Genomic DNA, 24,300 nt, shown 5'->3' with positions numbered 1-24,300 from the left:
GAGGTTGTACATGAAAAAAGAAAGAAAAAGAATACCAAAAAGGTTGCTGAGTTTTGTTCTGTCCATCGTATTGTTATTTGGCCTTTTGCCGGCCAGTGTTTTTGCAGCATCAGACAGAACTGCTCCTGCCGAATATACAGTTGCAGCATATGGTGGAACGATCGCTTATGCAGACAGGGAAGATACGTTTCACAAAACAGCACCTGCTGATTCCGTCCTGACGATTCAGTTAGATGAAAGTCAGTTCCCGGGCAAGACCTTTGACTGTTGGAAAAGTGCCGATGGAACAGAAATCCCCAAAAAAACGTTCCGGCTGCTTGTAAAACGCGATACGGCATTTTATCCGGTATTCAAAGATGTGACAGGAAATTATGGAGAGTGGGAAACTTTCGTCCAGGGAAAACAATGTGATGATCCGTCGATTCAGGTACGTTCTGATGAGAAACAGGGACTGAAAGAGTATCGCTTTGTCAGAAACGGCTATCACAATAATTGTCGTTATGAGCGTATTGATGATAAGAGTCATCGGAAAATATGCCAGGATTGTTCTTATACGGAAACGGTCAGCCACTGGTGGGATGCCGGTGTCGTTACTACGGAGGCAACCCATCTGACAGATGGCGTCAAGACTTACACATGTGCATCTTGTGGTGCAAAAAAATATGAAATTATCCAAAAAAGTGGGCAACATACTTACCCATCCAGTCCGAAGGAATCGGATTATATCATTGATGAACCTGCGGTTGACGGAAAACCCGGTAAACGGCATCTGAAATGTACGGAATGTGGATTTGAGCAGGAACCTTCCGAGTATCTTGTCTCTTCACTTCCGGGAACCAGCGGAAAGGTACAGCATTTTACATATGAGCGGACATCGCCATATTCTTCCGGTTCGTCGCTGAACCAGGCGCGTGTGGAGGAACATTATAGCAGTGACCATGCGTATTATTATGCAGTAAAAAAAGCAACCTGTTCCTACCGGTTTGAGTTTTTGTGGTTCGATCATGGCAAACACAGCCCGGTATATATCAAAGCCGGCACACGTTACGGCACCGCGGACAGCAATTATTACGGAATCGTCACTTATGCGGACAACCGGGAAGAATTTCTGAAGCTGATCAATTCTTCTTCGCTGCTTTCCACTTACGATAATGGGCGTCATTCTTCCATGCTGACATCCGAGTACAGTGGCAGCCAATATTTTGAGAAACTGTGGAATGATGAGTATACACGCAGTAAACTGAAAAAAATAAAGGAAAATGTAACCCGTCCCGGCTGGAAGACACCACTTACTGAATATGAATATAATAATGGCAGTTCAAGACATCCTTACTTATATATAGATGAAAATAATGTCTGTGTCTTTCAGTATGTCGGTCCTGGAGATTCCATGGAATTAAAGTGTAACGAAGAATTAGACGAGTTTCCATTCAGTGAGCCGGAGCGTGACAAAATTACCTGGTACAGTTATCAGGTGACAGACGGTACTTATGAGGATGAGAGCTGGGACAGCCTTTATTTTGGTATGATCTCAGAGGAATCCAATGAGGAGAGCCGCACAGTTAAGCCATATAATGCACAGCAGGGAAAATATTTCAGTCATTGGGAAAAATACAATTTTGATACAAAGAAATATGAGTATTGTTCCGATCAGGAAAGCTGGACACCTTCTGTGTCTGATGTGACGAAACTGCGAGCTGTTTTCAAAGATTATTATTATCACATTAAAGTGAATGGCGGATATTATCAGATTTCTACCGGATGGTACAAATGGAGTGAACCTTACACAGAGGGCGATGTCATCTATGGAAAGGAAATCCGTTTATCCAGTGACAGTTCTCTGATCCCGGAAGGTAAGCAAACCGATCAATTTATCGATCAGAATGGCAACAAAGTAGAAAATTATACGTTCACACCGTCTGCGGACGGCGAATATACCATGACGTACAAAGAGAAAGAAATGTATTTTTCTGCAAATGCACGCAACGGTGTCGTGAAAAAAGACGGGGAAGCGTTCAGTGGAGGTTATTTTCCGATTGGAACACAGATCACACTGACTACGGAAAGCAGTGACAGTGCAGCTTATCCATATTTCATTGGTTGGTGTCAGTCAGAGTATGGCATGAACGGAGAGCAATTTACGATTCTTTCTACGGAAGACACTTATACAACAACCGTTTCGGATGATTATGATACTAACCGTATTATTGCAGTCTGGAGTGATAGCCCGACACTTCCGGAAATTATGAACCACAATATTACAGTCGTGAATGGATTTATCAGTAATGAAGAAAGTGAGTATGTATCGGATATCCGTGTGGCGGATGGTAATTATGTACGTGTTATGCCGGATCCGACCAATGCATTGAAAGTACAGAGCTGGGTAGTGACAGATACAGAAACCGGGACAGAAATCACACGGAAAGAAGCAAATGATTATGGAACTTATTTCGAAATCACATCGCAGGCGGATGACAAAAAAGGCGGAAAACCGGGAAGTGGAGAAATGGCATATCCGGCCAATATTACGATCACAGGTGAAACAGAAGTCTGCACCGAGCACGTATGGAATGAGGGGATTGTGACAAAAGAGCCTAATTATGTGGAAGAAGGCGAGAAAACATTTACCTGTACCGTGTGCGGCACTAAGAAAACAGAACCGATCGAAAAACTGGATCGTTATTGTGTACATGCATGTAAAAACTGCGGAAAGTGTACACTTCCGGAAACCGACAAGTCCTGTAAGAGTGAGCGATGCACTTGTGACACACCACAGGTTCCGATCCTCATCAATCAAAATGGCGTGGTAAATGGTACACCGAATGGGGTGAAATTGACTGTGGTTGAAGTTGAGGGCGACAGCGGAGAAGCTGCACCATATTTTGAATATTGCTTAAAAGCAGCAGAAGGTTATGAAATCGCACATATTTACGATATTTCACTTACCAATCCTGATGGCACAGAGTACACACTTGCAGACGGAGAAAAAGCGACCGTCACATTAAAGGTAGGAAAAGAAAATGCACAGGCTCTTCTGGATGGACGGATGAATATTATTCATATAGCTGCAAAAGGAAAAGAAATCTATGGCGTAGGATACAAACCGATTTCCGTTGATGTAGAAAACGGAACCGTGACCTTTGATGTGGATAGTTTTTCCCCGTTCCTTCTGGTGAGAAGTCCCATCGAGTATTATGGAAGAAATGCACTTTCCGCACTGTCAAACAAAGAGGCTCTGCTTTATGCGTATGATCAGATCGTGCGCGGTGTAGAAAACAGTGCAGAAACCATCCGTATTTATAATGGTACAACTGCTATTACAAAGGAAGAATTGCAGACGGTGTTCGATGCATACAGACGTGATCATACAGAACATTTCTGGCTTGGAAGCGGATACAGTATCAACTATAATACCGATACTGTTTTGGAAGTAATGCCGGAGTATACAATGTCCGGTGCAACACTTGTTTCAGCTAAAGCAGCGTTTTCCAAAGCTGTTTCAGAAATGCTTGGTGGTATCACCTCATCGATGAGCGAATATGAACGTGAAAAAATGTTGCACGACCGCCTGGCTGATCAGGTAACGTATGATGGAAGTGCTGCAAATGCACATGATGCATATGGTGCCCTTGTAGATGGAAAGGCAGTTTGTGAAGGATATGCGAAGGCATTCCAGTATCTGTTGCAGAAAGCTGGTATGCAATCATTCCTCATTACCGGAAGCAGTACGAATCCGGTCAGTGGCACAGCAGAAGGCCATGCATGGAATGTGGTACGCGTAGCTGGTGATTATTATCATGTAGATACTGTATGGGACGATCAGGGCGAACACATTTTCTACGCATATTTCAACAAGACGACAGATGCAATCAGTGAAGATCATACGATTGACACGACGGCATATGCTTTGCCAACATGCAAGAGTGAAGCAGCGGATTATTTCTTTGTAAACGGTGGCAGACTTCCGGCTTTTGATGTGGGTGCGGTAGCAAATCTGCTTAGAAACGGCAATGGAACTACAAGAATTTATGTGACCGGCGACAAGTCAGAATTTATCACAGCACTTACGGCACATATTTCTGAGGTGGCTGTCGAACTCGGTTATACCGGCGGTTTCCGGTACGGATATGAAAATCTTGGAAGAGAGTTTATCCTGTCCGTTACGCCGAACGGTGTCACAGTGAGTGGCAGTATTCTGTGCTTTGGAAATGAAGCGGACAGTATTACAGCAGAGCTGGTCAAAGACGGAGAAACAGTGACAGAGCACATGGCTGAATTGACCGGAGTGAAAAATGAGGAAGGAAAGATAGAACTGAATTATTCTTTCGTCGGTGTGGCTGCAGGCACATATACATTAAGAGTGTCGAAAAATCATCATGTGACCAGAGAATATGCAGTTACAGTTGGATCTGAACCGGTGGAACAGCCGGTGGTTCTTCATTTGAAGGGTGATCTCGACGGTGACGGAAAAATAAATATGAAAGATTGGAATAGAGTATATGCGCATATAAACAAAACAGAATTGTTGACAGAATACGCACTGCAGTGTGGTGATGTAAACGGTGATGGTACGGTGAATATGAAGGATTGGAAGCGCATCTATGATCATATCAATAAAACAGAGTTACTTTGGTAAAAAGCTATGATCTCTCTACGATTTCTTTTCTAACGGATTGCGAATGTCCGCTTTACTATTATGGGTATCCCGTAGAAAGACTCCGGAATAACTTGTGAAAAACGAAGGATGCTAATATAATAAACAGAGTATTAAAAGTATTTTTTCTTTTACTGATGTAGTTGGATTGTTATTATTAGGAGGTTTTACATGATACACAAAAAAATTGAAATCAAAGCCCGCGGCATGGAAGCTGTCGGTAATTTATACACTTATTTTCTGGACAGTTCCATTGAGATGCGCCCGGACGAAAAACGTCCGGTCATTCTGATGTGCCCGGGCGGCGGCTACGAAATGACTTCCGACCGGGAGGCAGAACCGATGGCCATGCAGTTTCTTGCTATGGGCTATCATGTTGCTGTTTTGCGTTACAGTGTTTGCCCGGTACGTTATCCGGCAGCGTTGCTGCAGGTGGCAGAGAGTGTACTGTATCTGAAAGAGCATGCGGATGAATACCATATTGATCCGGAGAAGATTGTTGTACAGGGATGTTCTGCAGGAGGACATCTGGCTGCCAATTATGGCATTGCCTGGAACAGCCCATTTTTGACAAAGCTCATGGGGATGGAGAATGATCCAGAACGGCTTTGTGTTGCCGGTTTATTATTGTGTTACCCGGTGATTACTTCCGGAGAAAAAGCGCATGAAGAGTCTTTCCGTAATTTGCTGGGAGAACAGTATGAAGAGAAAAAGGATGAACTTTCTTTGGAAAATCAGGTGACACCAGATACACCACCAACGTTTTTATGGCATACAGCAACGGATGAAACGGTACCGGTGGAAAATTCACTTTATTTTTTCCAAGCCTGTCTGCAGCAGGGTGTTTCCGCAGAATTACATATTTACCCGGTGGGAGGACACGGACTTTCTCTGGCAAATGAAGAAACCTGTCGTGCCAACGGAATCGGTGTGCAAAAGGAGTGTCAGAGCTGGATCGGTCTGGCACAGACCTGGTTGGAAGAAATACTCATAAAAAATTAAGTTGAGATATTGTGGGAAGCATGTTAGAATCTTCTAGGCATAAAAATTAAGTAGATAATAAATTATGAAAGGATTTTTTGACATGTTAACAATGATCGAAGTATTAAAAGCGATTTTATTTGGCGTTGTGGAAGGTATTACAGAGTGGCTTCCAATCAGTAGTACCGGCCATATGATCTTGCTTGATGAATTTGTAAAATTAAATGTAAGCAAAGAATTTCTGGATTTGTTTCTGGTAGTGATCCAGCTGGGTGCAATTCTTGCGGTAGTAGTTATTTACTGGAATAAGCTGATTCCGCTGTCTACAAAGCATGGCTTACATATCAGCCGCAGAAAATGCAAGATGTGGGTAAAAATCATTGTGGCATCTATTCCTGCCGGTGTGGTTGGAATCCTCTGGGATGACGTGTTTACGAAATATTTTTACAATTATCAGACCGTAGCGATCATGCTGATCCTGGTAGGTGTTGTATTTATTATCATAGAGCGTTCAAATAAAAATAAAATAGCAAAAATAGATTCTATCGATGATATTTCCTATGGTCAGGCATTTTTGATCGGTGTGTTCCAGATGATCGCCGCAATTTTTCCGGGAACATCCCGTTCCGGTTCTACCATCGTTGGTTCCCTGATGCTTGGTATTTCCAGAACCGCTGCAGCAGAATTTACGTTCTTTCTTGCAGTGCCGGCCATGTTTGGCGGAAGTGCGATCAAGATTCTGAAATACAATGGTGGATTTAATTCCGCAGAAGTTGCGTTACTTGCAATTGGTATGATCGTAGCGTTTGTACTTTCCATTATTGCAATCAAGTTCCTGATGTCCTACATTAAGAAACATGATTTCAAAGTATTTGGATGGTATCGCATCATACTTGGTATTGCGGTTATCGGATATTTCCTTGCAGCCAGATAAGTACTGTACAAGAAGGCAGAGTCAGAGTTTTCTCAGGGAGCGATTGTTAGCGACCGAGACAACTCTGACTCTGCCTTTTCATAGCCTACATAATTAGCCATAAAAAAACGGTATGATTCACAACTACTTCTTTTTTTTACAAGTTCTACAGAATTTAGTGTACAAATATCGGATGAAATGAACAGAAATAAATGGTAGAATAATTATAGTCGGCCAGATTGAGAAGTCTGCCAATAATATGAGGAGGAAAATGAGATGGGAGAAACGAAAGGACGTGTTACGATTCCAACAGATGTGGATGTCGTTCCGGAGACACTGGAACTGATGAAACGCTGGGGGGCAGATGCCATTCGTGATTGCGATGGAACTGATTATCCGGAAGGATTAAAAGATGTAGATGCGAAAGTATATTCTACTTATTATACAACAAGAAAGGACAATGAGTGGGCGAAAGCAAATCCGGATGAGATTCAGCAGTGCTATATTATGACAAAGTTCTATACTGCAGAATCTGATACACTTTCCATTCATCTGATGAGCGGAATTTATCCGGAAATGCTGAAAGTAAACAGCCATGATGACATCAGACGCTGGTGGGAAGTTGTTGACCGTACAACCGGTGAAGTGGTAAGCTGCGATGACTGGTCTTATTCCGAAGAGACAGGAGATGTGACCATTGCTCCGGCCATTCCGTTCCATGATTACACCGTAAGTTTTCTGGCTTATATCATGTGGGATCCGGTACATATGTACAATGCCGTTGTCAATGACTGGAAAGATGTAGAGCATCAGATTACCTTTGATGTGCGTCAGCCAAAGACTCACAAATTCAGTATGGAGCGTCTGCGGAAATTCTGCAAGGCAAATCCACATGTAAATGTTATCCGCTATACAACATTTTTCCATCAGTTTACACTTGTTTTTGATGAACTGGCGAGAGAAAAATATGTTGACTGGTATGGTTATTCAGCCAGTGTAAGCCCGTACATTCTGGATCAGTTTGAAAAAGAAGTTGGCTACAAATTCCGTCCGGAATATATCATTGATCAGGGATATTTCAATAATCAGTATCGTATCCCATCCAAAGAGTTCAAAGATTTCCAGGCTTTCCAGCGCCGTGAAGTTGCAAAACTTGCAAAAGAAATGGTAGATATTACCCATGAGGAAGGCAAAGAAGCGATGATGTTCCTCGGCGATCACTGGATTGGAACAGAGCCGTTTATGGATGAGTTCAAAACCATCGGACTGGATGCACTGGTAGGAAGTGTAGGAAATGGTTCTACGTTGCGTCTGATCAGTGATGTGGAAGGTGTAAAATACAGAGAAGGAAGATTTTTACCATATTTCTTCCCGGATACTTTCCATGAAGGTGGAGATCCGGTAAAAGAAGCAAAAGAAAACTGGGTAACAGCCAGAAGAGCAATTCTTCGTAAACCGATCGATCGTATCGGATACGGCGGATATTTAAAACTTGCCTGTGAATTCCCGGATTTCGTTGATTATATCGAGAGCGTTTGCGATGAGTTCCGTTTACTGTATGAAAATGCAAAAGGTACTACACCATACTGCGTAAAGACTGTGGCTGTATTGAACAGCTGGGGTAAAATGCGTTCCTGGGGTTGTCACATGGTACATCATGCACTGTATCAGAAACAGAATTATAGCTACGCAGGTGTGATCGAGGCATTAAGTGGTGCACCGTATGATGTAAAATTCATCAGTTTTGATGACATTCGTGCAAATGCAGATATTTTAAATGACATTGATGTAATTATCAATGTTGGTGACGGTGATACCGCACATACCGGTGGTTATGAGTGGGAAGATCCGCAGATCGTGGAAGCAATCCAGAGATTTGTATACAACGGAGGCGGATTTATCGGTGTCGGTGAGCCGACCGGTCATCAGCATCAGGGCAGATACATTCAGCTTGGCAATGTGATCGGTGTGGAGAAAGAAACCGGATTTACCTTAAATTATGACAAATATAACTGGGAGAATCATCCGGAGCATTTCATTTTACAGGACTGCACAAAAGATGTGGATTTCGGTGAAGGCAAGAAGAACATGTTTGCACGCGAAGATACAGAGATTCTGGTTCAGCGTGACAAAGAAGTTCAGATGGCAGTGCATGAGTTTGGAAAAGGACGTTCCGTTTACATCAGCGGTCTTCCGTATTCTTTCGAAAATGCACGAATTCTCCATCGAAGTGTAATGTACAGCTGCCATGACGAAGAGAACCTGAGAAAATGGTACTCTGAAAACTTCAATGTGGATGTACATGCATATGTGGCAAACGGCAAATACTGTGTGGTAAATAATACATATGAGCCACAGGATACTGTTGTATACCGTGGAGATGGAAGCAGTTTTGAACTTCATTTGGACGCAAATGAAATTAAATGGTATGAGATTTAAAGTGTGATTGATCTGCAATTATAGTCTATACAGAGGGCGATGGCTTTTTAGCTGTCGCCTTCTTTTGTGCGCTCCCGTTTTCTTGCCTAAAACAGGGAAACATGGTACCATATATCTCAGTCGAGAAGAGATTCCATTTTTCGTGATTAAAAAGCGAACTACAAGTGGGAGTACATTTTTTTACAGGAACAGGAGCACAATTTATGGCATTACAACTGATTTACGGAAATTCCGGCAGTGGAAAATCAACCTATATTTATGAAAAAGTCATTCAGATGGCGCAGGCAGACCGCAGACGTAATTTTTATGTTATTGTGCCGGAACAGTTTACGATGCAAGCGCAGCGGGAACTGGTGCAACGGTCACAGAATCATGTCATTGTCAATATTGATGTAGTCAGTTTTGAACGTCTGGCGTACCGTATTTTTGATGAACTTGGCATTCAGAATACAGTTATGGAGGAGACAGGAAAAAGTCTGGTGCTGCGTAAAATTGCAGAAGAAAAGGGAAAGAATCTGACCGTGCTGCGTGGAAATATCCGGAAGATGGGGTATATTAATGAGTTGAAATCCATGATCTCCGAGCTGATGCAGTATGATATTTCCGTGGAGGAACTGGAGGATTTCCTTGGAGATCTGAAGCCGGAATCCAATCTGTATTACAAACTGTCAGATGTGCATACGATGTATGCAGCTTTTGAGGAATATCTGCGGGGGCAGTATGTGACCGCAGAACGTGTATTAGATGTTCTGGCTGATGCGGCAGAGGAATCACAGCTTTTAAAGGGAGCTGTCTTTGCCTTTGACGGGTTTACCGGATTTACACCGGTACAGATGAAGCTGCTGCATCGCTGTATGCATGTGGTGAAAGATATGTATGTGACGGTGACACTGGATGTACGGGAAGATCCGCTGGCGGACTGCGGCATGCAGGATCTGTTTTATATGAGCCGGAAAATGACAGCTGCACTGCTGCGGGCGGCCAGAGAAGAACAGTTTCCGTTGGAAGAAGCAGTTTTTCTGGAACCGGGAAAACAGAGTCGTCTGGCACAGACGCCGGTGCTGCAGCATCTAGAGCAGAATCTGTTCCGGGTGAAAGCGCAGCAATATGCCGGAGACTGTCAGAAGGAATTGCAGATTTATTCCCTGGCGACTCCCCGGGAGGAATTACAGTTTGCAGCGTGGAAGATTTCAGAACAGATGCGCAGTCAGGGTTATCGTTATGGCGAGTGTGCCATTGTATGCGGCGATGTGGAATGTTATGAAAAATATGCACAGTCAGTCTTTTCACTGTATGACATTCCGTATTTTGTGGATATGAAGTCATCGATTCTGTATCATCCCTGCATTGAACTGATCCGTGCGGTATTGGAGATTGTAGAAAAAGATTTTTCCTATGAAAGTGTGTTTCGTTTTTTGCGTACCGGTCTGTCCGGATTTGCAGAAGCAGATATAGATTTTCTGGAAAACTATGTGCTGGCCAGGGGAATCCGGGGAGCTTCCCGTTGGAAGAAAAAATTCCTGAAACCCATGCGTCACACCGGCAGGATCCGCGTGGAGGAAGATGTGCTGCAGCAGGAACTGGCGCGGGCTGATCAGCTGAGGGAAAGATTCTGGAAACAGATAGCGCCTTTTTATGAGATTGCATCAGGACAGGAGCAAACTGTGGCGGAACTGACCCGTGGCCTGTATGAATTTTTGACAGAACTGCAACTGGAGGAGCAGATTCATCAGGCACAGGAGGCTTTTGAGGAAGCCGGAGAGGAACTCCTGGCATCTCAATACCGTCAGATTTACAAAATTGTGGTGGATCTGCTGGACAAACTGGTGGATCTGCTGGGAGAAGAAATACTTTCCGTCCGGGATTATGCAGATGTTCTGGAAGAAGGGTTTGCGTCGGCAAAAGTCGGTGCGATTCCGCCGGGAGCAGACTGTGTGATCCTGGGTGATATTGAACGAACCCGTCTGGAGGGAATCAAGGTGTTGTTTTTCCTGGGCGTCAATGACGGTATGATTCCGAAAAGTACGGCAAACGGCGGTATTTTGTCTCAATATGACCGGGAATTGATCGAAGAGCAGAAACTGCAGTTGTCTCCTACCGCAAGGGAGCAATCTTTTTTGCAGCGGTTTTATCTATATCTGAATATGACAAAGCCATCGGAGGCACTGTGCCTGACATATGCCCGGATGGATGCAAAGCAGAAGGCAGCACGGCCTTCTTATCTGATTGGGACGCTGCAGAAACTTTTTGCCGGTCTGCAGGTGCAGGAGATTGAGGCAGGAACAGCCTTTGAACCACTGACAGCGAAGAGTAGTCTGGATGCGTATCTGACGGGACTGACGGCAGCCAGAGATGGCGAGGTGACGGAAGAGTGGAAAGCACTGCATCAGTATCTGAAGAATTCCAAGGTGTGGGAACCGGTGGTGCAGGAACTGTTTGCGGCAGCTTTTTCAAAGTTTACCGGGGAACAGCTTGCCGTAGAGACTGCGCGGCAGCTTTACGGTACGATTCTGACAAATTCAGTGACTCGACTGGAACTGTTTGCCCGCTGTGCGTATGCACATTTTCTGGAATATGGACTAAAGCTTTCAGAACGTGAAACTTACAGTTTTGCGGCACTGGATATGGGCAGTATGTTCCATGAGATCCTGCAGCGTTACTGTGAAAATCTGGAAAAATCCTATGACTGGTATTCTGTCACGGAGACACAGCAGGAAGAATTGCTGAAGGCAGCCATGCAGGATGCCGTATTGTCTATGCCGAATGAATCTCTGCTGGAGTCAGCCAGAAGTGCATATGTGCTGGAACGGATTTATCGTATCATGAAGCGCAGTATCTGGGCACTGACGGAGCAGATCCGGCATGGAACCTTTCAACCTGCAGGGTATGAAGTGGATTTTATGCAGGTAAATGAACTGAATGTACAGAATATGATACTGGATGAAGAGCATAAAATGCGTCTGGTAGGGAAAATTGACCGTATGGACACCCGTGAGACAGAAGAGGCCGTGTATGTCCGTATCATTGATTATAAATCCGGAAAGACGACGTTTCAGCTGCTGAATCTGTATTATGGTCAGCAGTTACAGCTTGTGGTATATCTGAATGCAGCAATGGCACAGCTGAAAAAGGAGCATCCGGGAAAAAAAATCGTTCCGGCCGGAATTTTTTACTATCGGATGGATGATCCGATGGTGGAAGCGGACGGTGAGGATGAGGAAAAAATCATGGAGCATATCCTGGGTGAACTGCGCCTGAACGGTCTGGTCAGTCTGGAGCGGGAAGCATATGAGCAGATGGATGTGGGACTTCAGGGAAAATCGGAAGTCATTCCCCTGACATTGAACAAAGACGGAAGTGTCAGCAAGCGGGGAACTTCCGGTGCCGCTCTGGTGGATTTTACGGCGCTGACAGCTTTTGTTAATCGGAAAATCTGTGGGGCAGCAGAGCAAATCCTGAAGGGAGATATCGATATCCGGCCATATCAGATGGAAAGCAAAACCGGGTGTGATCACTGCCCGTATCACAGTGTGTGTGGTTTTGATCCAAAAGTGGAAGGATATACGTTTCGGAAAAATAAAAAATTATCTACGGATGAAGTGTGGGCGAATATCTACCGGGAAGGAGGCGATTCCGATGAGTGTTAAATGGACGGAAGAACAGGAAAAAGTGATTCAACTCAGAAACCGGAGCCTTCTGGTGTCTGCGGCCGCCGGTTCCGGAAAAACTGCGGTACTGGTGCAGCGCATTATTTCTATGGTGATGGATGAAGTGCATCCGTTGGATATTGACCGTTTACTGGTGGTGACGTTTACCAATGCAGCGGCTGCGGAAATGCGGGAACGTGTGGGCACTGCCATTGAGGCGGCATTAGAGAAAGATCCTTATAATCAGCATCTGCAGCGACAGCTGACACTGGTGCACAATGCACAGATCACCACCATTGACAGCTTCTGTATCCGGATTTTGCGGGATCATTTTCACAAGATCGATCTGGAACCGGGATTTCGTATTGCCGACGAAGGAGAACTGAAATTGCTTCGGGAAGATGTCTGCGAGGCGGTTCTGGAGGAGTTTTATGAAAAAGCAGATCCGGAATTTCTGCGGTTTGCGGATAGCTATTCTCAGGCAAAAAATGATCTGCAGATCAAAGAAATGGTGCTGAAACTATTTCATTATTCTGAGAGTTATCCATGGCCGGAGGAATGGCTGGAATCTTGTGTGCAGCAGTATGAGGCGGCAGATGAGGAAACACTGGAGCAAAAGCCGTGGATGCAGGATTTTCTTTCCTATATGAAAGTGCGGGTTGGAGATCTGATCCGTGCACTGGAGCATCTGCTGGATCTGACCCGGGACGCGGATGGACCATATATGTATGAAGCATCTGTTCAGGATGATCTGTATCAGTTGTATGCGCTGCAGGAGTGTGAGCATTTTTCGCAGTGGCAGGCGGCAATTACCGGGATAAATTTCAAAAACATTGGCCGGGCGAAAAAGTATGAAGGCAGTGAACAGAAAAAGGATGCCGTGAAGTCCGGAAGGGACCGGATAAAGGACCAGATCGTGAAATGGAAAAAAACAATATTTGCCTCACCGCTGGAGACACAGCTGCAGCGATTGAACCAGACTTCCGGGATGGTGCGGATGCTTGTGCTCGTGACACAGGCTTTTGCAAAGCAGTTTGCCCTGGAGAAACAGCAGAAAAATATGCTGGATTTTTCCGATGTGGAGCACTATGCCCTGCGGGTTCTGGTAGATCCGGTGACGAAGGAACTAACAGAAACAGCATTGGAGTATCAGCAGCAGTATCAGGAAGTTATGATCGATGAATACCAGGACAGCAATTATGTGCAGGAAACACTTCTGACGGCAGTCTCCGGTGTGAAAAACGGCAGGGAAAATCTGTTTATGGTAGGTGATGTCAAGCAGAGTATTTACCGCTTCCGCCTGGCCCGGCCGGAACTCTTTATGGAGAAGTATCAGCATTTTTCCGTGGAGGAGAGCAGCAGACAGCGCATTGACCTGCATCGGAATTTCCGAAGCAGACGTGAAGTGGTGGATGCGGTCAATGATATTTTTTATCCGTTAATGGGTCAGGATATCGGAAATGTAGGCTATGATGCGGAAGCTGCGCTGTATGCCGGAGCAGTATTCCCGGAATATGAAAAGCCGGAATGCTGCAAACCGGAGCTGCTTCTTGTGCCGATGGATGGCAGCAGTGCAGAACGTCGGGAGCAGGAAGCTTTTGCAGTGGCAGGACGTATCCGTCAGATGATCGATGCTCAGCAGATTCCGGGACTGGAATTAAAAGACATTGTGATTTTGCTGCGTTCCATGTCCGGTTGGGCAGAAGTTTATCAGAACGTGTTTGAGCAGGAGGGAATCCCGCTGATCGTATCATCGAAAACCGGCTATTTTTCTGCATCGGAGGTACAGACCGTGTTGTCTTTGCTCCGGGTGTTGGACAATCCCAGCCAGGATATCCCTCTGGCTGCGGTGATGAAGTCTTATTTTGGAAAATTCACATCAGATGAAATGGCACAGCTGCGAGCTGCCGATCCGGGGCTGCCGTTCTTTCAGTGTGTGCAGCAGTATGTTTCCAATGAGTCAGCCAAGGCAGAACTGGCGGAGAAAGTAGCACGTTTTTATGAAATGCTGCAGCAGTATCGGTGGCGGATTCCGTATACACCGATCCACCGTCTTCTGCAGGAAATTCTCGATGAGAGCGGTTACCGCAACTATGTGACGGCACTTCCGGCGGGAGAACAGCGCCGGGCAAATCTGGATATGCTGATGGAAAAAGCAGTAGCTTACGAACAGACCAGCTATCATGGACTGTTCCATTTTATCCGCTACATTGACCGGCTAATGAAATATGATATTGATTACGGCGAGGCTGAGATCATCAGTGAACAGGAAAATGCCGTGCGGCTGATGAGTATTCACAAAAGTAAGGGACTGGAGTTTCCGGTTGTATTTGTATGTGGCATGGGAAAATCGTTCAATGAACAGGATCTGAACAGCAGCATGATCTTCCATCCGGAGTTCGGTATCGGCCTGAAATGGTTTGACTGCGGGAAACGGACGAAAGCGAATACGCTGATCCATCAGATTTTTTCCATGGAAGCAAAGCGGGAAAATCTGGGAGAGGAACTGCGTGTGCTGTATGTGGCACTGACCCGTGCAAAGGAGAAACTGATTCTGGCGGGAAGTTGCAAGCTGCCGGAGGAAGGGCAGTTTACCGGATATGACAGAACACAGAAAGTACCGTTTTCTGACCGGTATGATGCGGGATGTTACTGGGACTGGGTGCTTCCGGTGCTTGGATTGGAAAATAAAAACTATGATTATACAATCTGGGACGAGGAACAGATGTTGGCGGAACAGCAGCGCCAGCTGCAGGATACTGCGGTACAGCACCGGAATATTCTGGAAGCACTGCAGCATGTATCCGAAGCAGAGACAGAAGAACTGACAGAGAAATTTTCCTGGAAATATGCATGGCGTGATATGGGTACGCACAAGCAGAAAGTATCTGTGTCCGAACTGAAGCATCGTGCCATGGAGGAGCGCAGTGAGGAGGCAGAGCAGACGCTGAACACGGCGGAACCATTGTTTCCACAGGAGATACCGACGCCATATCTGCCAAGGTTTGTGCAGGAGGCATCAGAAAATGCCGGTGCATTGTACGGAACTATGGTACATCGTTTTCTGGAATGCCTGGATTTCGCGGCACTTCCGGAGTTTGTATCAGAGAAACAGGGGCTGCATTATGTGAAAACCCAGATCGATCGTCTGTGTACGCTGGGACGGATGACGGAAGTAGACGCCAAACGGTTGAACTGGAAACAGCTTCGGGACTTTTTGCAAACCGATACAGCAAAACGGATGCGAAGCGCGGCGCAGGCCGGTATGCTGGAACGGGAAAAACCGTTTGTTATGTCAGTTCCGGCACAGCTTGTCTGGGAAGAGAGCAAACCAGAGGAAGAAGTGCTTGTACAGGGTATCATTGATGTGTTCTGGGAAGAGGAGGACGGAATCGTGCTTTTGGATTATAAGACAGATCGGGTAGATAACGCCGAAGAACTGATCCGCCGCTATAAGAAGCAGCTGGAACTGTATGCGGATGCGCTGAATCGTTTTGGGGCTGGAAAAATCGTAAAAGAAATATTGATCTATTCCTTTGCACTGGCAGAAGAAATTGTAATACAGTAAATGGACAAATATGAAAGAACTGGAGAAAAAAGAAATGAGAATCATTTTAGCATCTGCTTCCCCGAGACGCCGGGAACTGTTGTCTCAATTGGGCGTAGAATTTGAAGTATGCCCGTCACAGGGAGAAGAAAAAATCACTGAGCATTTGCCGGAGCTTGCGGTTATGCAGCTGGCACAGCAGAAAGCGGCAGATATTGCAGGAAAAACAGAAGGTGACGCATGGATCCTTGGCGCAGATACCATCGTGGTATATGACCAGAAGATTCTGGGAAAACCCAAGGATGAGGAAGATGCAAAGCGGATGCTTGGCATGCTTCAGAATCATCGTCATCAGGTATACACCGGTGTATGCATCTGGAAAAAAGGAAATGGCAGCGAAGAAATCCGTTGCTTTTACGAAAAAACGGATGTGGTTTTTTATCCGATGACGGAAGAAGAAATAACAAAATATGTGGCTACCGGGGAACCGATGGACAAGGCCGGTTCTTATGGAATTCAGGGCATCGGTGGTCTGTACGTCCGTGAAATTCACGGTGATTACAATAACGTGGTGGGACTGCCAATTGCACGTCTGTATCATGAATTACAGAAATAATGGCGAGGCAATTCTTGCATCAGTTGTTGCGGGAAAAAGCGATAAATGGTATATTAAAAACAATGCAGTGGACATTCTTAAATTAAAGTGAATGGAGAAAGACAATGAGCGAATATGACAAAGTATGTATTGAGACATTTTTGAGAGATCAGTTAAAATTATTTCCGGAGAAAGTAGCAGAGACACCGGAGGAAGCAGAAGATTTTCTGGATATGTGCATGGCTGCTGTTTGCAAAAATATGAAAGAAGTACGGGAATATTTTGACGAGAGCGGAGCTGATATCTCCGGTATGAGCAAAGAAGAGCTGGAGCAGGCGGATGAAGTATTCAAGCTACCGGATGGACGATATCTGGTGGTGGATGCCTGAAAAACATTCTGAACGCAGAATGAGCATTCCCCTGCTTCAAGTGCGTAGAGTACGAAACGGTGGGGAAGTGGCATGCTACGGATATTCTGGAACAGGATATCAGAAACAAGGAGAATAATAGATTGAAGAGTAAAATGAAAAGAAATACAGCAGGTGTTCTGGCCGGTATTCTGTTGGGTACAGCATTCCTGGGTGGATGCAGTAATCCTGTGAGTACCATTCTGGAAAAACCGGTTTTCAAAGTAGGAAAAGAAAGCTGCAGTCGGGAAGATGCCCGGGCAATTCTGATGAATTATCAGAAGGAATACAGCAATCTGTACGGCATTGATATGTGGGAGCATGATTACGGCCAGGAGCAGAGTCTGGAAGATTATATCAAAGATCTGACCTTAGCACAGATGGCACAGGTTTATACGTTGGATGTGATCGCTTCTGAAAAGGGTGTGACCTTATCTGAGGATGAACAGAAAAAAGTAGCAGAAGCAGCCAGGACCTATCTGGACGGTCTGGAGGATACGGAGCGGGATTATATCGGACTCAGTGAAAAAAAGGCAAAAAAATTATATGAGCGTTATGTGCTGGCAGAAAAACTGTATGAGACTTTAAAGAAAGAAGTGAATCAGGAAGTCAGCGATGATGAGGCCCGTGTGATGAAATTCAAGCAGATTTATACTGCAGATGCGGCAAAAGCACAGGATTATATGGCACAGCTTCAGGCAGGAGCAGATTTTGAATCGCTGGCTCAGACAGCGAATGAAGCGGATACCGTAGATATCAATGTGAACCGCACGACATTTTCCGATGATGTGTCACAGCAGCTTTTTGCACTGACAGATGGCGGTGTTTCAAATATCATTGAGATTGACGGCGGCTATTACATTTTTTATTGCAGCAGTGCATTTGATGCAGAACTGACTGAGGCACACAAGATGGATGTGCTGGAGAAGCGGATGTCCGATGCGGTGACAGATACTTATGCCGATTATATGAGTCAGCTCAGTTCCAAAGAAAATCAGGATGTCTGGTCAGAAGTGACAGTGGATACTTCATTGAAGCTTGAGAGTGCATCCTTTATGGAAGTATATCAGCAGTATTTTTCCGCGAAAGAGTAAATGAGCCAGGAATGTACTCTGAAAATGGCATGGAATTGTTTTATAAAGAGTAAGTTTAGAAAAAGATAGACCTAGTTTAACAAATATAAAGACCCCCCGTATTTAAAAATACGGGGGCTATTTACATTTTTATAGGTTTTTATGAAATTTTATAAAATGCTGTCAATGACTATTTGTCAGCCAGAATCATCATAACCTCATTGCTTCGGTTAATGAAAGCTGTCATAGCTTCCGGTGAAAGCGGCTGGTTGGACAGCAGTGCCAGATCATACAGCTGTTTGCAGAACATCGGTACATGCTCGCCATTTTTGTGATCAAGGATGTACTGCACCAGTTTGTTGTTGACGTTCAGAATCAACGTCTCGTTACCACCGAACATGGATGGATCCATGCCGTACATATTGTACATCTTCATCATATCCTGCATACGGCGTCCTTCTTCGGAAAGGGTGATCATGGATGAGATAGAAGCGTCTTTTAATTTTTCTACTTTTACATCCAGATTCTCTTTGCCGAGGGCGGCGCGGAATGTCTCTGTCAGTGTATCCAGAGCAGATTTCATCTCTTCCTCGGATACTTCTTCTTTCAGGGCATCTGTTACATCAGCATCGATACGCATGAATTTGTAATTTTGATTCCGCTGCTCTAACTGAGTGATGAAGGAAGTATCGATGTTGTGATCGAGGATAACAGCGTTCATGTCAGACTCTTTAAACATACGGATGTACTGACCTTGCTGGTTCTTATCTGTTACATAGTAGATGGTCTCACGGGTATCTTTCTGCTCATCTGTATTATCAGCATTATCATCGGTATTTTCATCTTTTGATTCCGCTTCTTTTTCTTCTTTCTCTTTTAAAAGTTCCGGAAGCGTCATGTATTTGTCATTGATATCCTTGAAGAGGATGTAGTCGTTCATACGGTCACAGAATTTCTCATCTTTTAAACAGCCGAATTTGATGAACGGGCTGATGTCATCCCAGTATTTTTCATAGCTTTCTTTATCTGTCTTGCACATTCCTGTGAGCTTGTCAGCCACTTTCTTGGTGATGTACTCGGAGATTTTCTTTACAAATCCATCATTCTGCAGAGCACTTCTGGATACGTTCAGCGGCAGATCCGGGCAGTCAATGACACCCTTTAAGAGCATCAGAAATTCCGGAATAACCTCTTTGATGTTGTCTGCGATAAATACCTGGTTGTTATACAGCTTAATGGTACCTTCAATGGAATCATACTCCGTATTGATCTTCGGGAAGTAAAGGATACCTTTTAAATTGAACGGATAATCCATGTTCAGATGAATCCAGAATAATGGCTCTTTGTAATCATGGAATACATTGCGGTAAAATTCTTTGTAGTCCTCATCTGTGCACTCATTTGGATGCTTTGTCCAGAGTGGATGCGGATCGTTGATCGGAACCGGACGTTTTAAGATTTTTAATTTCTCGGTACGCGGAGATACTTCTACGACCTCTTTTTCGCCGTTCTCGTTTTCTTTTTCCTCTGTTTTGGCTTCTTCGATAATTGTCTCAATGACGGTATCTTTGTCAGTTTTCTCTTCCGGAAGAATGGTTTCATATTCCGGTTCTGCAGTTTCATTTACGAGATAAATCTCTGTCGGCATGAAAGAGCAGTATTTTGTCAGTACTTCTCTTGCACGGTATTCGTTGGCAAACTCCAGACAATCCTCATTTAAGAATAAGGTGATCTCAGTGCCGACCGTTGTTTTGCTGCCGTCTTTCATATCAAATTCTGTACCGCCGTCACATTCCCAGTGAACCGGTGTGGCACCATCCTGATAGGAAAGGGTATCGATATGAACCTCATCAGCTACCATGAATGCAGAGTAGAAACCAAGTCCGAAATGACCGATGATCTGATCATCGTTGGATTTGTCTTTGTATTTCTCAAGGAAATCAGTTGCTCCGGAAAATGCGATCTGGTTAATATATTCTTCTACTTCATCGGCAGTCATACCAAGACCGTTATCGATAAATTTTAATGTTTTTTCTGTCGGGTTGACACGTACTTCTACTTTTGCCTCGTAATCATCCGGCAGTGTGTATTCACCCATCATATCAAGTTTTTTCAGTTTTGTGATGGCATCACAGCCATTGGATACAAGCTCACGATAGAAGATGTCGTGGTCAGAATAGAGCCATTTTTTGATGATCGGAAAAATGTTGTCACTGTTAATGGAAAGACTTCCGTGTTTGTTACTCATACTTATCACTCCTGTTTCTTTTTATAAATATTTTTGAAAAATTAACGTTTTTGATTCAAAAATCCTGATGAAAAGAGGGACTTCTGAAAGCATAAGTACACTATAATACTCGAAAAATGAAAAGTCAATAGAAAATTAGCACTCTTTAAAAATGAGTGCTAACAGAGCCCGCTAGCGGGCGATACTTCTTGAACTTGTTTCAAGAAGGAATAAACATAAGGGGACAGAAAAGTGAATTCGCTTGCGGGCGATACTTCTTGAACTTACTTCAAGAAGGGATAAACATAAGGGGACAGAAAAGTAAATCCGCTTGCGGGCGATACTTCTTGAACTTGCTTGCGGTTTTTATAAAAAGACGGTATACTCACTACGGGATAACTATAAAAAAGGGGTGAATAAGCATAGCTGGGGAGAGGAATTATCATTTTGACAACATAAAAGCATTGCTGATTTTTCTGGTAGTATTTGGACATATGATCAGTACTTTTGCGGATACGCCGGAAGTGGATGTTATCTATAAGATTATTTTCAGTTTCCATATGCCGGCTTTTATTTTTGTATCCGGGTATTTTGCAAAAGTAGAACCAAAAAAGATTTTATCAAGGATTTTTCCATTGTATATCGTATTTCAATTACTTCGTTTTTTACTGGATTTCATTCTGGACAGTGTCATGTGGGGACATCCGGTAAAAATAGATATGCAGTTTTTTACACCGCGCTGGACATTATGGTATCTGATGGCAATGATCATTTATCAGCTTTTGCTGCCGGTATTCGACACAAAAAACAAGCGGCACCGGGTGGCCTATCTGCTTTTATCGATGGTGCTTGGCATAGTGATCGGTTATAATCCGGATACGGAAAACTTTATGGCAATGTCCAGAATTATGAACTTTTTACCGTTTTTTCTTGCCGGATATTATGAAAAAGATGGTGGATTCTTCCTTCATTATGGAAAGCAGAGAAATCCGAAAGAAGCTAAAATCGCTACGATGTTTCTGGCAGTTGGAATCATCGCCGGATTTATTTTGGTCAGCAGAGTGAGTACAAGAAAGTTATTCTGGGGAACGGAGAGTTTTAATGGTGGTGTGTATACATGGTATACACGGATTCTGGCATGGATCATTGCTTTTTTGTGGATCTGGATTTTGATTGTATGGGTACCAACGAAACGGATCCCAGTGATTGAGACAATTGGAAAAAATACACTCAGCATTTATCTGCTGCATACAATTGTCATTCTGATCCTGATGTATATGCCGTTTAAGGACATGATATTTAATAAAATCGGATGGCAGCTGCTGATTTCAGTGGGCCTGACACTGGGACTATCCTGGGATGGGTTTGAGCGGCTGCTGCGAAAAATTGCGATTCCGTATTATGGGAATCGGAAAAAGTAAGTTAGGAGCACGAATATGCAATATCGATATGACAAAGAAAAAAATCCAGTTTCCATGCTTGCCTTTGGCTGTATGCGTTTTACAAAAGAAAATGGCAAAATCAATCTGGAAAAAGCAGAAGCCGAGATTTTGGAAGCGATGAAGCTTGGTGTTAACTATTTTGATACCGCTTATATTTACAGCGGCAGTGAAGAAGCCATGGGAAAGATTTTTGAGAAAAATCACTGCCGGGAGCAGATTTACATTGCAGATAAACTGCCGCATTATCTGATCAAGTCCGCAGCAGGCCTGGAAAAAACATTTCAGGAGCAGCTGCGCAGACTGAGGACAAATTATATTGATTTTTATCTGATGCACATGCTGACGAATCTGGAAACATGGGAAAAATTAAAAGACCTTGGCATTGAAGAATGGATTGCAAAGAAGAAAGCATCCGGGGAGATTCACCGGATCGGTTTTTCCTATCATGGAAATACAAAGGATTTTTGTGAATTGGTCGATGCTTATGACTGGGATTTTTGTATGATCCAGTATAATTATCTGGATGAAAACAGTCAGGCAGGACGAAGAGGATTGCAGTATGCTGCGTCAAAGGGACTTCCGGTGATGATCATGGAACCGCTTCGGGGCGGTAAGTTGGTAAACCTGTTGCCGGAAGAGGCAAAACAGAAAGTGACTGCACATCCATCCGGACGCAGTGCGGCAGAATGGGCATTTCGCTGGCTCTGGAATCAGCCGGAAGTCACAACGGTACTTTCCGGTATGAATTCGATTGAGATGATCCGGGAAAATTGCCGGATTGCGTCAGAAACCCGGGAAGGAGCTTTTACAGAGGAAGAAACTGCCTTTGTCAATGAGTTAAAGGATGCAATCAACCACAGCATGAAAGTAGGCTGCACCGGCTGCGGATATTGTATGCCATGTCCGAAAAATGTGGATATCCCGGGCACGTTCAGTTTTTATAATCTGATTTACAGTGAGAATAAAAAGACGGCACGAAAGGGATATATGCAATGTACGATTTTCCGGCAGACACCGACCAGCGCTTCCCAGTGTGTGGGATGTGGCAAATGTGAACAGCACTGTCCGCAGGGGATCCCGATTCGTGAAGAACTGAAACATGCCTCAAAAGAACTGGAAAATGTGACGTATAAGCTGGCAGGGAAGGCGATACGGTTATTTAAGCTGTGGTAAGATAGTAACAAAAAAAGTCATTTATAGGTGGCTTGACAGAATAGAAAGGAAAAAAGGCTATGAGTTATTTAGGTGAAGACATCCGAAAACTTGGATTTGGTCTGATGCGTCTGCCACAGACAGACGGTGTGATTGACATTGAGCAGACCAAAGAAATGGTAGATTTGTTTATGGATGCAGGATTTACTTATTTTGATACCGCATGGGCATATGCAGGTTCTGAGGATGCAATTCGTCAGGCTTTGGTAGAGCGTTATCCGCGTGAAAGCTACCAGCTTGCAACAAAAAATGCGGCATGGATCAACTGCAAGACAAAAGAAGAAGCATATGCACAGTTTGATGTCTCTTTAAAACAGACTGGTGCCGGATATTTTGATTTTTATCTGCTGCACAATCTGGGTGAGGCTAGAACTGAGTATTTTGATAAATTTGATATGTGGAACTGGGTGGCAGAGAAAAAGGTAGCAGGACTGATCAAACATGTAGGATTTTCCTTCCATTCCACACCGGAAGAACTGGAAGCAATTTTAAAAGAACATCCGGAGATGGAATTTGTACAGCTTCAGATTAACTATGCAGACTGGGAGAATTCAGCAATTCAGTCTCGAGGCTGTTATGAAGTAGCAAGAAAATATGACAAACCGGTGATCATCATGGAGCCTGTAAAGGGTGGTATGCTTGCAACTCCTCCGGAATCCGTTGTAAAAGTATTAAAAGATGCAGAGCCGGAGTCATCCGCTGCATCCTGGGCTGTTCGTTTTGCGGCAAATCTGGAAGGCGTAATTACCGTATTATCCGGCATGAGCAACGTAGAACAGATGAAAGATAACCTGTCCTATATGAAAAATTTCAATGGATTAAATGATACTCAGATGCAGATATTAAAACGGGCACAGGAAGAACTGAACAAGATTTCGCTTATTCCGTGTACATCCTGTAACTATTGTGCAAAAGTCTGTCCGATGCAGATTGGTATTTCAGGTTCCTTTACAGCGATGAATTCTCTGACATTGTATAGCGATAAAGATATGGCGTTACATCAGGAAAACTGGCTGGTAGGCGGTCACGGCCTGAAACGTGCAAATGAATGCGTAAAATGTGGAAAATGCGAGGAAGCATGTCCGCAGCATATTCAGATTCGTACAGAACTTGAGCACGTAAGTGAGGAACTTTTAACAAAAGTTAGCAAGAATTCTCCTTCC

At 44.1% G+C, this 24,300-nt stretch carries 13 protein-coding genes; 12 read left to right on the top strand and 1 reads right to left on the bottom strand.

Annotated elements, in window-relative coordinates; all coding sequences use genetic code 11:
• Window positions 1-10 precede the first annotated feature (10 nt).
• From HMPREF0373_RS01935 to HMPREF0373_RS01895, 9 genes are all read left to right on the top strand, one after another.
• Window positions 11-4,636, top strand: a complete 4,626-nt coding sequence (locus tag HMPREF0373_RS01935) for a transglutaminase domain-containing protein (protein ID WP_021737873.1) — start codon at window positions 11-13, stop codon at window positions 4,634-4,636.
• A gap of 189 nt (window positions 4,637-4,825) precedes the next feature.
• The gene (locus HMPREF0373_RS01930) at window positions 4,826-5,656 is read left to right on the top strand and encodes an alpha/beta hydrolase (protein WP_021737872.1); all 831 of its coding nucleotides are present in this window, start codon (window positions 4,826-4,828) and stop codon (window positions 5,654-5,656) included.
• 82 nt (window positions 5,657-5,738) lie between these two features.
• The gene (locus tag HMPREF0373_RS01925) at window positions 5,739-6,569 is read left to right on the top strand and encodes an undecaprenyl-diphosphate phosphatase (protein ID WP_022035802.1); all 831 of its coding nucleotides are present in this window, start codon (window positions 5,739-5,741) and stop codon (window positions 6,567-6,569) included.
• 255 nt (window positions 6,570-6,824) lie between these two features.
• A complete protein-coding gene (gene gnpA / locus HMPREF0373_RS01920) occupies window positions 6,825-8,987 on the top strand; it encodes a 1,3-beta-galactosyl-N-acetylhexosamine phosphorylase (RefSeq protein WP_021737870.1) in 2,163 nt (720 codons plus the stop codon).
• A gap of 203 nt (window positions 8,988-9,190) precedes the next feature.
• Complete coding sequence (addB, locus tag HMPREF0373_RS01915; protein ID WP_021737869.1) at window positions 9,191-12,634, top strand: helicase-exonuclease AddAB subunit AddB; 3,444 nt, start codon at window positions 9,191-9,193, stop codon at window positions 12,632-12,634.
• Entirely contained in the window at window positions 12,624-16,202 is a 3,579-nt protein-coding gene (gene addA / locus HMPREF0373_RS01910) for a helicase-exonuclease AddAB subunit AddA (RefSeq protein ID WP_021737868.1), read from the top strand. Before addB ends, addA begins: the two co-directional genes overlap by 11 nt.
• Window positions 16,203-16,236: 34 nt before the next feature.
• Entirely contained in the window at window positions 16,237-16,797 is a 561-nt protein-coding gene (locus tag HMPREF0373_RS01905; RefSeq protein ID WP_044962598.1) for a Maf family protein, read from the top strand.
• A 104-nt stretch (window positions 16,798-16,901) separates the two neighbouring features.
• On the top strand, window positions 16,902-17,165 hold the full coding sequence (locus tag HMPREF0373_RS01900) for a hypothetical protein (RefSeq protein ID WP_021737866.1): 264 nt from the start codon (window positions 16,902-16,904) through the stop codon (window positions 17,163-17,165).
• A gap of 122 nt (window positions 17,166-17,287) precedes the next feature.
• Window positions 17,288-18,277, top strand: coding sequence for a peptidyl-prolyl cis-trans isomerase (locus HMPREF0373_RS01895; protein ID WP_022035796.1), 990 nt, complete (start codon window positions 17,288-17,290; stop codon window positions 18,275-18,277).
• Between the two features lie 169 nt (window positions 18,278-18,446).
• On the opposite strand, the gene htpG is transcribed toward HMPREF0373_RS01895, so the two are convergent.
• Window positions 18,447-20,504, bottom strand: coding sequence for a molecular chaperone HtpG (htpG, locus tag HMPREF0373_RS01890; RefSeq protein ID WP_021737864.1), 2,058 nt, complete (start codon window positions 20,502-20,504; stop codon window positions 18,447-18,449).
• Between the two features lie 395 nt (window positions 20,505-20,899).
• On the opposite strand from htpG, the gene HMPREF0373_RS15870 reads away from it, so the two are divergent.
• The 3 genes from HMPREF0373_RS15870 to HMPREF0373_RS01875 all read left to right on the top strand — a co-directional run.
• Complete coding sequence (locus HMPREF0373_RS15870) at window positions 20,900-21,904, top strand: acyltransferase family protein (RefSeq protein ID WP_081695176.1); 1,005 nt, start codon at window positions 20,900-20,902, stop codon at window positions 21,902-21,904.
• Window positions 21,905-21,919: 15 nt separating this feature from the next.
• On the top strand, window positions 21,920-23,098 hold the full coding sequence (locus HMPREF0373_RS01880; protein ID WP_021737862.1) for an aldo/keto reductase: 1,179 nt from the start codon (window positions 21,920-21,922) through the stop codon (window positions 23,096-23,098).
• Window positions 23,099-23,157: 59 nt separating this feature from the next.
• On the top strand, window positions 23,158-24,300 hold a 1,143-nt coding region (locus tag HMPREF0373_RS01875; RefSeq protein WP_021737861.1), incomplete at its 3' end, for an aldo/keto reductase.

Source organism: Eubacterium ramulus ATCC 29099, from assembly GCF_000469345.1.
Lineage (GTDB): Bacteria > Bacillota > Clostridia > Lachnospirales > Lachnospiraceae > Eubacterium_I > Eubacterium_I ramulus.
The sequence above is the reverse complement of the archived record's forward strand: the minus strand, read 5'-3'. Positions and strand labels throughout refer to the sequence as shown.

Bases quoted from the DNA above. Each gene is read 5' to 3' on its own strand.
- HMPREF0373_RS01930 (WP_021737872.1), top strand. From the start codon at position 4,826: ATGATACACAAAAAAATTGAAATCAAAGCCCGCGGCATGGAAGCTGTC.
- htpG (WP_021737864.1), bottom strand. From the start codon at position 20,504: ATGAGTAACAAACACGGAAGTCTTTCCATTAACAGTGACAACATTTTT.
- HMPREF0373_RS01900 (WP_021737866.1), top strand. From the start codon at position 16,902: ATGAGCGAATATGACAAAGTATGTATTGAGACATTTTTGAGAGATCAG.
- HMPREF0373_RS01880 (WP_021737862.1), top strand. From the start codon at position 21,920: ATGCAATATCGATATGACAAAGAAAAAAATCCAGTTTCCATGCTTGCC.
- HMPREF0373_RS01935 (WP_021737873.1), top strand. From the start codon at position 11: ATGAAAAAAGAAAGAAAAAGAATACCAAAAAGGTTGCTGAGTTTTGTT.
- HMPREF0373_RS01925 (WP_022035802.1), top strand. From the start codon at position 5,739: ATGTTAACAATGATCGAAGTATTAAAAGCGATTTTATTTGGCGTTGTG.
- HMPREF0373_RS01905 (WP_044962598.1), top strand. From the start codon at position 16,237: ATGAGAATCATTTTAGCATCTGCTTCCCCGAGACGCCGGGAACTGTTG.
- addA (WP_021737868.1), top strand. From the start codon at position 12,624: ATGAGTGTTAAATGGACGGAAGAACAGGAAAAAGTGATTCAACTCAGA.
- gnpA (WP_021737870.1), top strand. From the start codon at position 6,825: ATGGGAGAAACGAAAGGACGTGTTACGATTCCAACAGATGTGGATGTC.
- addB (WP_021737869.1), top strand. From the start codon at position 9,191: ATGGCATTACAACTGATTTACGGAAATTCCGGCAGTGGAAAATCAACC.